Consider the following 12,323-nt stretch of genomic DNA (forward strand, 5'->3'; position numbering starts at 1 on the left):
GGTCGGGGGGTGGGGCGCCCCGGCCCGCACCTCGGGCGGGGACGTCAGCGCAGGCGGCCGGCGCCCGCGCCGCAGTCGACGATCCGGGGGACGGCCTTCGCCGGGTCGATACCGGTGCGCAGCGTGGGCGTCCAGCCGGCGCCGGACTCCAGGGCCTCCGCCGGGATCTCCGCGTTGTGGACGGCGATCAGGTCGGTGAGCGTGCCGTTGACGTAGTTGTCGTCGGCGGTGAGCGGCGACACGGTCCATCTCTTCAGGACCTTCGCCGCGCTGATCCCGTCCGGCAGGGTGAACGCGTTGTGCTCGGCGACGAGTCGGGACTCCTTGCCGATCCCGAAGCTGTAGTTGTAGCCCGCGTCCGCCACGAAGTGGTTGTTGTACGAGTCGACCTGTCCGAAGCGGACCCGGGGCGCGCGCTCCACCAGTCCCGAGAACAGGTTGTGGTGGAAGGTGACCTTCAGATGCCCGCGGTCGCCGACCGCGGTGGACTCGCTGTCGCTGTTGCCGATCAGGATGGTCTTGTCGTGCTCGGTGAAGCGGTTCCAGGAGGCGGTGACGTAGTCGGCGCCCCGGACGATGTCCAGCTCGCCGTCGTGCTGCTGGTAGAGCATCCCGAAGTAGGCCGGGGCCGCGCTGTCGGGGTGGCTGCCGTCGGTGAAGGTGTTGTGGTCCAGCCAGACATGGGTGGAGCCGTAGACGACGGCGGTGTCGTACTCGGAGTTCCAGTTGCCGGTGGTGCCGTCGGTGGGGTCCCACTGCGGGAAGCAGTCGAGGGGGCTCTCGAAGGCGAGGTTGCGCACGATGACGTTGTCGACGCCCTTGATCTGGAGGCTGGCGCCCTTGAAGCCGGCGTTCTTCCCGATGCCGATGATGGTGGTGTTGGCCGGGATGTTCACCTTGATGGCGGTGTCCTGCGCGGCGGCGGAGGCCCGGCGCAGGCCCTCTGGGCTGTCGTCGGGTTCGGCGCTCAGATCGGTGTCCAGACCCCAGGTCTCGGGCGCGTACTTCGCGAGGTAGGCGTCGAAGTCGTAGCCGGGCACGGCGAAGGCGTCACAGCCCTCGGCGACGGCGTCGATCGTCCCCTTCACCTTGATGATCTTCGGGGCGCTGCCGCCCTCGGCGAGGGCCGCCTTGAATCCGGCCCAGGTGGTGACGGTGTGGATGTGCGCGGCATCGGCGGCGGCACCGCCGGTGGTGCCGGTGCCGTAGGAGCCCCAGCCGTCGTTCGCGGGGAGCACCTGGCGGGCGGTGTCGTGGCGGTTGCCGTGGTTCTCCCGCGCGGCGGCGGTCCCGGTGACGGACAGCACCAGGGCCGTGCAGCCGGCGAGCGCCAGCATTCTTGTGACGCGTGCATGACATATCTGTGTACGCACTGTACGGGTCTCCTCGGTTACACGGCCGGGGCGTCGGTCGCCTCGGGCCAGGTGATCCAGGACGTGGGGATGTCGTCGTGCAGCCGGACCACGTCACGCGGCGCGAGCACCCGCGTGCGCAGCAGTTCACGCGCGACGAGCCGGGCCACCGCGATCGCGCCCGGCGGGTTGAAGTGCGTGTTGTCCTGCTCGGTGTCGGTCCAGTTGAAGTACGTCTTCGTCGCCTCGGCGCCGAGCTCCTGCCAGAGCGCCAGCGACAGGGCCTCGATGTCGAGCAGCGCCACGCACTCCTCGTCGGCGAGCGCCCGCATCGCCGCCGGGTAGTCGCCGTGGGTCGGCACGGCGCTGCCGTCCGCGTCGAACCTGCGCCGCTCCACCGGCGTGGCCAGCACGGGCCGGGCACCCCGGGCGCGGGCACCGTCGACGTACAGCCGCAGATGGTCCTGGTACGTCGTCCACGGCTCGGTGTAGCGGGCGGGGTCGGTAGTCTTCTCGTCGTTGTGCGCGAACTGGACCAGCAGGATGTCGCCGGGCCGCAGCGCGGCCAGGATGACATCGAGCCGCCCCTCGTCCACGAAGCTCTTCGAACTGCGGCCGTTCACCGCGTGGTTGGCGACGGGCCGGTCCCGGCGCAGGAAGAAGGGCAGTGCCATGCCCCAGCCGGTCTCGGGCGCGGCGTCGGCGTACTTCTGGGCGGCGGTGGAATCGCCCGCGATGTAGAGGGTGCGGGAGCGGCCCGCGGCGCGGGCGGTGCCGTTCGCCGCGAGGGCGAGCGGGACGGCGGCGACGGCCGCCGCGGTGACCTGTCTGCGCGTAAGAGACACTGCGGTGCCTTTCGAACGGGGGGTGGGAAGACCGGTCCGGGGGCGCGAGGAACCGCGCGGCCGGCCGTGACCGGCCGGGCGGTCCTCCCACGGCCGAGGAGCACCCGAGCGCTCAGTGGTTCTTCTTCCAGTCGGCCTGCGCCGCGTCGAGCTGCTCGGCGAGCGTGTCCAGGAACTGCTTCGCGGTCATCTTCCCGAGCAGCACCTTCTGGAAGTTCGGCTCGTTGTCCGCCTTCGAGATGGTGTTCCAGTCGGGCAGGTAGTACGGCATCTGCACGATCTTCGTGCTGGTTCCGTTCAGCGCCTCGGCCGCCAGCTTCGTCGGCTCGGCGTTCTGGACCCATGCGTCCTTCGCGGCGTCGGTGTTGGCGGGCACCTGCCCTGCCGCCTTGTTGTACTTGGAGTTCTCCGCCGCCGAGACCGCGAACTCGATGAACTTCCAGGCGGCCGCCTTGTTCTTGCTGGACTTGAACAGGCTCAGCCCGTCGACCGGGTTGGAGATCTGCACCCGGGTTCCGTCGTCCGCCGTCGGGTTCGGGATGCCCTTGAACTTGTCCGCGCCCAGGGCCTTCAGATGGTCCTGGTACGAGCCCAGGTTGTGGCTCAGCATGCCGATCGTGCCGCTATCCCACTGGGCGACCATCTTGGTGAAGTCGTTGTTGACGTCGGCGGACGGGGTGTCCTTCTTGTAGAGCGCGACGTACTTCTCCAGGGCCGCCACGTTCTTCGGGTCGTTGACGGTGGTCTTGTCGCCGTTCCAGAACGAGGTGATGCCGGTCTGGCCGTACACCGCGTCCAGGGCCGGTGCGATGGATCCCTCGCCGCCGCGGATGGTGAACCCGAACTTGTTCCTGCCCTTGTCGGTCAGCTTGTCCGCGGCCGCGTAGAACTTCGACCACGTGGTCGGGGCGTCGAGCCCGGCCGCCGTGAACAGGTCCGTGCGGTACCACAGCGTGCCGTTGTTGGCGGAGGTCGGGATCTGGTACAGCGCGTCCCCGCCCCCGGCCGACTTGCTGACGTCGAGCAGGTTCTGGCTGAGCCTGCCGTTCAGCGGGCTCTTCTCCAGGCGGCCGTCCAGCGGTTCCAGCGCCCCCTGGACGGCGACCTCGGCGAGCACCGCGGTGCCCACGCCGCCGACGTCGGGCAGGCCGCCGCCCTGGATGGCGGTGTCGTACTTGGACTGGGCGCTCGCGGCGGGAATCCCGACGTAGTTGACCTTGATGTCCGGGTACTTCTTCTCGAAGTCGGCGATGATCTCCTTCCAGATGTCGGTACGGACACCGCCGTTGTTGTCCCAGAAAGTGATCTCACCCTTGCCGGAGCCCTCGTTGCCCTTGTCGCCCGCGGCGCCGCTGCCGTCGTCGCCGCAGGCGGTGACGGTCAGCGCGAGCACGGAGCCCAGGGCGACGGCCAGGCCGGCACGTCTGCTTCTGCGGATGCTGCTCTTCATGTGGTCGGCTCTCTTCTTCCGGATCCCAACGGAGATATGAGGTTGTGGGGTTCGACAGGTGGGGCAAGCGCTTGCTCGACGGGCGCGTCGGGGCGGCTCCCCACCGGCGTGTGTGCGGACGGCCGGACGGGGTTACCGCGGACCGGTCCGGACCGTGCGATCGTGGCCGTGTTCCTCCCGCGTCACCGGCCGACCGCCTTGCGGGCGAGCGCGCCGGCCGTCTCCCGGTCCAGTCGGCCGTCGGCGACCACGGTGACGATCCGGCGTACGACGGTTTCGCCGGAGCCGACCGTCAGCCGCCGCTCGGCCGCCAGCGACGAGCCGACGCCCGGGTACTCGGCGGCCCGGACGAACCAGGGGTCCCGGCGGGTCGCATCGGTGGCGCCGGCGAAGACCAGCGTCCAGGTGGAGCCGGCGAGCGCGAGCCAGTCGGCGCGGGTGCCGTGGACGGCGTCCTCGCCCTCGGCGTCGGCGGTGAAGACGTCGGGCGCCCGGGGCTCCCTGCGGGCCCGCCAGAAGTAGCCGCCGTAGGCCGCGCCGGGGCGGCCGTTGGTGGCGGGGCTGCCCATCGAGAGCGGCCCCGGGGTGACGTTGGTGAGGGAGAAGGTGAAATCCAGCGCCCAGGCGGAGCCGGCGAGCGGCGCGGCCGCGACGGCACGGCGCTCGCGCAGCAGCTCGGTTCCGGCGGCCACCCAGCGCAGCTCCTGCACGAACCCGTCGGGGTCGTGCAGCCGGAAGGCAAGGTGGCGCTGGGCGCCGTGGTTGTCGAGCTCGGTCGGGCCCCGGTCGCGGACATAGGTGCGCCCGCCCCAGAAGTTGTGCCCCTCGACGTCGGGAACGGCGACACCGACGCCGAGGTGATGGAGATGGTCGGCGGGGCCCAGCTCGGTGACCGCCGTGCCGGCCAGGGTGGTGACGGGGTGCAGATACGGGCGCGGGGAGAGCCGGGCGGGCAGCTCGGGCCGGGTCACATAGCGGCCGACCGGACGGCCGGCGACGCGCAGGACCGGTGCGTCGTTCGCCGTCTTCGCCGTCATCGCGTGCTCACCTCATCCGTGTGCGATGCGTCGGGGGCGTGCGGTGTCTCGGGGGCGTGCGGGTCCTTCGAGGGGCGCCCCCAGGGAACGTCCAGTTCGGAGTAGAGGGCGAGGGTGTCGGCGGCCGCCGCGACCAGCCCCTCGACGCCGGGGATCACCCGGCGGCCCTCGCCGGGGAGCCGGTGCCAGGCGGTGCCGGGCAGCGGGGCCGGATCGGGGGCCAGCCGGATCGCCTCGACGACCTTCATGAACGCGCCCGTCGCGGCCGGCGGCACGAGCAGCGCGGTCCCCTCGGTGAGGTGTCCGACCAGGTTCTCCAGCAGGTCCGTACGGCCGTACTCGTACTCCTGCGGGCCGTGGCCGGCCCGTTGCAGCAGCACCCGGTCCTGCTTGTACCAGAAGGTGATCCGGCCGCGGCTGCCGTGCACGACGACGTACGGTTCGTCCGGCTCCGTGGCGCACAGGGTCGCGGCGACGGTGACCGGGCGCCCCTGCGCGGTGGTGACGCGCACGCACGAGGTGTCGTCGGACTCGATGTCGTTGGCCCGCAGCAGTTCGGTCTCGATGCCGGTGACGTCCTCGGTGCGGTCGGCGCCGCCCAGGGCCAGCGCGGTGGCCACGGCGTGCGCCAGCGGATTGGTGAGGACGCCGTCGACCACGTCGGCGCCGTGCAGCCGCCGCCGGCCCGCCCAGGGGGCCCGCCGGTAGTAGGCCTCGGGACGCGACCAGGCACCGGCGCCGCCGATCCCGGCGACCGCTCCGACGGCCCCCTGCGCGAGCAGTTCACGGATCGCGGGCAGGGCGTGCGAGCCCAGCGACTGGAAGCCGATCTGGCAGCCGACGCCGGCCTTGGCGACCCCGTCGGCCATCCGGCGGAACTCGGCCTCGGACGGGGCGGGCGGCTTCTCCAGGAGCAGGTGCACCCCCCGTTCGGCGGCCGTCAGCGCGAGGTCGGTGTGGGTCGGGATGGGCGTGCAGATCACGGCGATCCGGGCGCCGGTGGAGTCGAGCAGCGCGCCGAGGTCGCCGGACTGCTCGGGCCTGCCCAGGCCGTCGGGTATCTCGTCCTCGGTCAGCGGGGTCAGCTCGCAGATCCCGGCCAGCCGGACGACTCCCCTGGCCTGGAGCCTCCGGATGTTGCCGAGGTGCCAGCGGCCGTGGCCGCGCGCACCGGCGAGGACGACGGGCACCGGTGCGCCCGCGGTGACGTGACGACCGCTCATCCCTTCACCGCCCCCGCGCTGAAGCCGGTGATCAGCCACTTCTGGATGAAGGCGAACACGACGACCACGGGCACGGCCGCGATGATGCCGCCGGCCGCCAGGGCGCCCAGGTCGACGCTGTCCGCGCTCATCAGGGTGTTGAGGCCGACCGGGATGGTCTGCTTGCTCTGGTCGGACAGGAACATCAGGGCGAACAGGAAGTGGTTCCAGGCGTGCACGAAGGCGAAGGAGCCGACCGCGATCAACCCGGGCCGCAGCAGCGGCAGTACGACGATCCGGAAGGAGGTGAGCCGGGTGCAGCCGTCGACCCAGGCGGCCTCCTCCAGGGAGTAGGGCACGTTGCGGATGAAGCCGCTGATCAGGATCATCGACAGCGGCAGCTGGAAGACCGTCTCCGCGAGGATCACACTGCCCAGCGAGTTGATCATCCGGAGTTCGGCGAACACCTGGAACAGCGGGACCAGCAGCAGCGCGCCCGGGACGAACTGCGAGCACAGCAGGGCCAGCATGAAGATCCGCTTGATCCTGAAGTCGAAGCGGGCGAGCGCGTAGCCGCCGGCCAGCGCGACGACGGTGGTCAGGACCAGGGTCGCCACGCCGATGAGCACGCTGTTCTGGAAGTAGGTGCCGAAGCTGCGCTCCGTCCAGACCTTCTCGAAGTGGTCGAAGGTCATCGGCCAGGGCACCAGCGAGGTCGATCCGGCCGGGCGCAGCGCGAAGAGCAGGATCCAGTAGAACGGGATCAGGGTGAAGAGCAGATAGACCGAGAGCGGGAGGTATATCTGCCAGCGCGGGGCCTCGTCCCAGGCCCGGCGGCGCTGCGCGGGGCGCGGGGCCCGGGGTGCCGGCCGCTCGGGGGCGGGCGCGGGAGCGGCCGCGGTGGCCTCCTCGGTGATCACTTGTCCTCGCCTCCGAACTTGCTCAGCCGCAGATAGACGACCGAGCAGAAGAGCAGGATCACGAACGCGACCGTGGTCAGCGCGGACGCGTAGCCGAAGTTGTGGGCGTCGACGCTGGTGTTGGCGATGTAGAGCGGGAGCGTCGTGGTCTCGCCGGCCGGGCCGCCGCCGGTGAGGGTGTAGAGCAGGTCGACGTTGTTGAACTCCCAGACCGCGCGCAGCAGCGTGGACAGCACGATCGCGTCCTTCAGGTGCGGCAGCGTGATGTGCCAGAACTGCTTGAGCCGGCTCGCTCCGTCGACCTCGGCGGCCTCGTACAGGTCCTTCGAGACGGACTGGAGGTCGGCGAGGATGAGGATCGCGAAGAAAGGGACACCGCGCCACAGGTCGGCGACGACCGCCGCCGGGAAGACGGTGGAGGTGTCCGACAGCCAGCTGGTGCCGTACTCCCCGATGCCCAGGTCGGCGAGGTAACGGGTGATGCCCGTCTGGGAGTTGTAGAGCAGCACCCAGATCGCCGAGGTCAGCACGCCGGAGACGGCCCACGGGGAGAAGACCAGTGCGCGGCCCAGGCCCCGGCCGACGAAGGTCTGGTTGACGATCAGCGCCAGCGCGAGGCCGCACAGCAGTTGCAGTCCGACCTCGACGACGACCCACTTGGCGCTGAAGGTCAGCGTGTCCCAGAACTGCGGGTCGTCGGTGAAGGCGTGGACGAAGTTGTCGAGGCCCGCGTAGCCGTTCCGCCAGGGCTTGGTGGGGTTGTAGTTCTGGAGGCTGTAGTAGAAGACGCTGACGACCGGGTAGGCGATGAAGCCCAGCATCAGCAGCGCCGCCGGGGCGATCAGCAGGTACGGGAGCCTGCGGGGCGTGGCGGAGGCACGGCGCCGCCGGGGTGGCGCGGGCGGTTCCGCCACGGCTGCGGCTTGGGCCATGACTGTTCTCCGTTCGCTTGCGGTGGGTCAGATGCGGAGCACTGCGGGTGACAGGAAGCGCTTGCTCGACGGTCGTACGGAGGCCTGACGGGCCGCCCTCAGCCCGCGTACGGGTCGGGCACCTTGCCCGGCCGGGCCAGGAACTCGAAGTCGCAGCCGGTGTCGGCCTGGGTGATCTGCTCGTTGTAGAGCGCGCCGTAGCCGCGCTCGTGGCGCACGGGCGGCGGGGTCCAGTCCGCCCTGCGCCGCTTCAGCTCCTCGTCGTCCACATGGAGGTGGAGCGTGCGCGCCTCGACGTCGAGGGTGATCGGGTCGCCGGTGCGGACCAGGGCGAGCGGGCCGCCGACGTACGACTCCGGTGCCACGTGCAGGACGCAGGCGCCGTAGCTCGTCCCGCTCATCCGGGCGTCGGAGATCCGCACCATGTCCCGTACCCCCTGTTTCAGCAGGTGGTCGGGGATCGGCAGCATCCCGTACTCCGGCATGCCGGGGCCGCCCTTGGGGCCGGCGTTGCGCAGCACCAGGACGCTGTCGGCGGTGATGCCGAGCTCCGGGTCGTTGATGGTGCGCTGCATCGTCCGGTAGTCGTCGAAGACGACCGCGGGCCCGGTGTGCCGCAGCAGGTGGGGCTCGGCGGCGATGTGCTTGATGACGGCGCCGTCCGGGCAGAGGTTGCCGCGCAGCACCGCGACCCCGCCCTCGCCCGCCACCGGGTTGTCCCGCGGCCGGATGACGTCGTCGTTGTGCACCCGGGCTCCGGCGAGCTGCTCGCGCAGGGTGTCGTACGAGACGGTGGGCCGGTCCAGGTGCAGCAGGTCGGGGATGCGGGAGAGGAAACCCGGCAGGCCCCCGGCGAAGTGGAAGTCCTCCATCAGGTACTTCCGGCCGCCGGGGCGGACGTCGGCGAGGACGGGGACCGTGCGGGCGATGCGGTCGAAGTCGTCGAGGGTGAGGGTGACTCCGGCCCGGCCCGCCATGGCGATCAGATGGATGACGGCGTTGGTGGAGCCGCCGAGTCCGAGGACGGTGGTGACCGCGTCCTCGAAGGCGTCACGGGTCAGGACGGCGGAGAGGTTCCGGCCGGCGTGGATCTGTTCGACGATCCGCATGCCGGACGCCGCGGCCATCCGGTCGTGTCCCGAGTCGACGGCGGGAATGCTCGACGCGCCCGGGACCGTCACGCCGAGCGCCTCGGCCGCCGCCGTCAGCGTGGACGCCGTCCCCATCGTCATGCAGTGCCCCGGCGAGCGCGCGAGACCGTTCTCCAGTTCGAGCATCTCGCAGTCGCCGATGAGACCGGCCCGCTTGTCGTCCCAGTACTTCCACATGTCGGTGCCGGAGCCGAGCACCTCGTTGCGCCAGTGGCCCGGCAGCATGGGCCCGGCGGGCACGAAGACGGTCGGCAGGTCGACCGAGGCCGCCCCCATCAGCAGGGCGGGCGTGGTCTTGTCGCAGCCGCCCATCAGCACGGCGCCGTCCACCGGGTACGACCGCAGCAGCTCCTCGGTCTCCATCGCGAGCAGATTGCGGTAGAGCATCGGGGTCGGCTTCTGGAAGGTCTCGCTCAGTGTGGCGACCGGGAACTCCAGCGGGAAGCCGCCCGCCTGCCACACCCCCCGCTTCACCGCCTGGGCGCGCTCCCGCAGATGCACATGGCAGGGGTTGATGTCGGACCAGGTGTTGAGGATCGCGACGACCGGCTTGCCCAGGTGCTCCTCGGGGAGGTAGCCGAGCTGGCGGGTGCGGGCGCGATGGCTGAAGGAGCGCAGTCCGTCGGTGCCGTACCACTGGTGGCTCCTGAGCTCCTCCGGGCGCTTCACCGGGCGCTCGCCCCCGGGCCTCACAGGGACCACCCGGCCGCGATGGCGGCGACCTCGGCCCGGGCCGGCTCCGGCAGCACTCTGCTGGGCGGGCGGACCTCGCGGCGGCACAGGCCGAGCGAGGCGAGGGCCTCCTTGACGACGGTGACGTTGTCGGCGGAGCCGCCCGCCGCACGCAGTTCCTCGAAGCGGCGGATCTGCTCCCAGACCTTCATCGCGGCCGGGTAGTCACCGGAGCGGAGCGCCTCGATCATGTTCAGCGAGACCGAGGGGGCGACGTTCACCAGCCCGGAGGTGAAGCCGGTGGCCCCGGCCGAGAAGTACGAGGGGGCGTAGGGCTCGGCGAGACCGGCGACCCAGACGAACCGTTCCAGCCCGGCGTCACGGGCGAAGGCGGCGAAGCGGGCGGCGTCCGGGACGGCGTACTTGACGCCGATGACGTTCGGGCAGGCGTCGGCGAGCTCGGCCAGCCGGGCCCCGGTCAGCTGCGCGTTGCGGATGTACGGGACCACGCCCAGCTCGGGCACGGCCTCGGCGACGGCACGGTGGTAGTCGACCCAGCCGCGCTGGGCGACGTAGGGGTGGACGGGCTGGTGCACCATCACCATCTGCGCGCCGAGTTCCCGGGCGTGCCGGGCGGAGGCGACGGCGGTGGGGATGTCGTGCCCGACCCCCACGAGGACCGTCGCCCGGTCCCCCGCCTCACTGACCGTCAGCTCCGTTACCAGTCGCCGCTCTTCGGGGGTGAGGGCGTAGAACTCGCCGGTGTTGCCGTTGGGGGTGAGGGTGGTGATCCCGCCGTCGACCAGCCGGCGCAGCAGGGCCCGGTGGGCGGCCTGGTCGACGGAGCCGTCCTCGGCGAACGGGGTCACCGGGATCGCCACCACGTCGGCCAGCGCCGTCCGCTGGCTCTCGAACGCCACGCCGCTCATTCCTGCCCTTCCTCTGCCGTTGCCGCTGCCGCTGTCCATGCGTCCGGTTCCGTCGCCGCCTCCACCTCTGCCTGCGGGAACGCGCGCCGCACGAAGGAGGCGATGTGGGCGTGCAGGGCGCTCGCCGCGCCCTGCGCGTCCCCCGCCAGCGCGAGCCGCAGGATCTCCCGGTGCTCGCCGGCCTCCTGCTCCCAGGAGGGCGAGGCGGCCCAGGCGACGGCGGAGACCAGGGCGGCCTGGTCGCGGACCTCGTCGAGCATCCGGCCGAGCAGCGGGTTGCCGCACGGCAGGTAGAGCGCGCGGTGGAACTCCCGGTTGGCCAGGGAGCGTTCGGCGGTGTCCGTGGCGCCGTCGGCCCGGGTCAGCGCGTCGCGCGCGGCGTCCAGGGAGGCGCCGCGCCGCACCGCGCGCCGCAGCGCCTCGGGCTCCAGGAGCAGCCGGACGTCGTAGACCTCGCGCGCCATGTCCGCGTCCACCATGCGCACCGTGACGCCCTTGTACTGGTTCATCACGACGAGGCCGGTGCCGGCCAGGGTCTTGAGCGCCTCGCGCACCGGGGTCTTGGACACCCCGAACTGCGCGGCGAGTTCGGTCTCGACCAGGGCCTGACCTGGCGTCAGCTGTCCGGTGAGGATGCGGTGTTTGATGCCCTCCAGCACGAACTGCGTGCGGGAGGGAATCGGCGTGGGCACAGCGGTCATGCGCGCCTCTCGGATCTCACGTGTCGGATCCCGCGTATGGGATCTCATGTATCGCGTCTCATATATGACATACGAAGTACGACGCGTTGAAGGTAGGAGGGGCCCTGTGTTTCGTCAATGCTTCCGGCAAAGGAAGTTGAGGTTGCCGGAACTCACCGTGGGCGTCTCAGAAGGTTCTTGTCTCGCCCTCGCGGGCGGCGGAGGTCCGGCCGCCGAAGACCGCGGCGGCGCGCGCCACGGCCGCCTCCCGGGTGAGCGTGGGTCCCACATGGGTGATCAGGAGCTCCCGCGCGCCCCTCGCGCACCGGGCCGCGTCCTCCGGCGTGAGGTGCACCTGACGTTCGCCTTCGCGATGACGGTCGATGTCGGCCTCGCAGAGGAAGAGGTCCGCGCGGCGGGCGAGTACGGTCAGCGCGTCACAGGGGCCGCTGTCCCCGGAGTACGCGAGGACACTGCCCTGGCACTCGGCGCGCAACCCGTACGCCTCGGCGTCGTGGACCACCGCGCGCGTGGTGAGGCGCAGGTTCCAGTGCTGTGCGACATGACCGTCGTGCAGGGGCCTGAAGTCGAGGATGCCGCTCAGGAAACGGGTGTCCGGCTGTCCGAAGAAGCCGGCGAGCCGCCGGGCGCAGTCCCGCGGGGCGTACACGGGGATCGGGGCGGGCGGGGTGAGCCCGCCGAAGGCGAACGCGTAGACGGCGGACAGCAGATCCGCGCTGTGATCCGCGTGCAGATGGGAGATCCAGATCGCCGTGAGCCGCGCCGGATCGGTGTGCCGCTGCAACTCTGCGAAGGTGCCCGGGCCGGCGTCGACCCAGACCTCGGCGCCGCCGCCGCGCAGCAGATGGCCGGAGCAGGGGTGGCAGGGCTGCGGGTGCGGGGAGGCGGTGCCGAGGACGGTGAGGCTCAGGGGCATGCACGGGAGAGTACGTTTCCGGGCGCCCGGACGCTCCCTTTTTCGCGGTCTGTCACGGCTGTCGGCTTTTGGGGCCGGTCACGGCTGGCGGTCTTCGGGGCCGGTCACGGCCACCGGTTTCGGGGCCGGTCACGGCTGGCGGTCTTCGGGGCCGGTCACGGCCACCGGTTTCGGGGCCGGTCACGGCTGGCGGTCTTCGGGGCCGGTCACGGCCAC

11 protein-coding genes are annotated in these 12,323 nt (G+C 71.4%); all 11 read right to left on the bottom strand.

Annotation, left to right across the window (positions count from 1 at the left end; genetic code table 11):
- Positions 1–44 precede the first annotated feature (44 nt).
- Positions 45–1,337 (bottom strand): pectate lyase family protein, encoded by a 1,293-nt coding sequence (locus ABT085_RS35800; RefSeq protein WP_351617764.1) that lies wholly within the window; start codon positions 1,335–1,337, stop codon positions 45–47.
- 53 nt (positions 1,338–1,390) lie between these two features.
- Entirely contained in the window at positions 1,391–2,197 is an 807-nt protein-coding gene (locus ABT085_RS35805; RefSeq protein ID WP_351617730.1) for a rhamnogalacturonan acetylesterase, read from the bottom strand.
- A gap of 112 nt (positions 2,198–2,309) precedes the next feature.
- Positions 2,310–3,647 carry an ABC transporter substrate-binding protein gene (locus ABT085_RS35810; protein ID WP_351617733.1) on the bottom strand — a complete coding sequence of 446 codons (1,338 nt, stop codon included), beginning with the start codon at positions 3,645–3,647 and terminating at the stop codon, positions 2,310–2,312.
- Between the two features lie 182 nt (positions 3,648–3,829).
- On the bottom strand, positions 3,830–4,684 hold the full coding sequence (locus ABT085_RS35815; RefSeq protein WP_351617736.1) for a DUF6807 domain-containing protein: 855 nt from the start codon (positions 4,682–4,684) through the stop codon (positions 3,830–3,832).
- On the bottom strand, positions 4,681–5,907 hold the full coding sequence (locus tag ABT085_RS35820) for a Gfo/Idh/MocA family protein (protein ID WP_351617738.1): 1,227 nt from the start codon (positions 5,905–5,907) through the stop codon (positions 4,681–4,683). The genes ABT085_RS35815 and ABT085_RS35820 overlap by 4 nt, the downstream gene beginning before the upstream one ends.
- Entirely contained in the window at positions 5,904–6,806 is a 903-nt protein-coding gene (locus ABT085_RS35825; protein WP_351617741.1) for a carbohydrate ABC transporter permease, read from the bottom strand. The genes ABT085_RS35820 and ABT085_RS35825 overlap by 4 nt, the downstream gene beginning before the upstream one ends.
- Entirely contained in the window at positions 6,803–7,738 is a 936-nt protein-coding gene (locus tag ABT085_RS35830; protein ID WP_351617744.1) for a carbohydrate ABC transporter permease, read from the bottom strand. The genes ABT085_RS35825 and ABT085_RS35830 overlap by 4 nt, the downstream gene beginning before the upstream one ends.
- 98 nt (positions 7,739–7,836) lie before the next feature.
- Entirely contained in the window at positions 7,837–9,558 is a 1,722-nt protein-coding gene (araD, locus tag ABT085_RS35835; protein WP_351617746.1) for an L-arabinonate dehydratase, read from the bottom strand.
- Between the two features lie 20 nt (positions 9,559–9,578).
- Entirely contained in the window at positions 9,579–10,490 is a 912-nt protein-coding gene (locus ABT085_RS35840; protein ID WP_351617748.1) for a dihydrodipicolinate synthase family protein, read from the bottom strand.
- Positions 10,487–11,191: a GntR family transcriptional regulator gene (locus ABT085_RS35845; protein WP_351617750.1), complete on the bottom strand. Its 705-nt coding sequence runs from the start codon at positions 11,189–11,191 to the stop codon at positions 10,487–10,489. Before ABT085_RS35845 ends, ABT085_RS35840 begins: the two co-directional genes overlap by 4 nt.
- 166 nt (positions 11,192–11,357) lie before the next feature.
- Positions 11,358–12,107 (bottom strand): MBL fold metallo-hydrolase, encoded by a 750-nt coding sequence (locus ABT085_RS35850; RefSeq protein ID WP_351617753.1) that lies wholly within the window; start codon positions 12,105–12,107, stop codon positions 11,358–11,360.
- Between the last annotated feature and the right edge of the window lie 216 nt (positions 12,108–12,323).

This window comes from Streptomyces sp. NPDC002265 (assembly GCF_040296125.1).
In the GTDB taxonomy this organism is placed as follows: domain Bacteria; phylum Actinomycetota; class Actinomycetes; order Streptomycetales; family Streptomycetaceae; genus Streptomyces.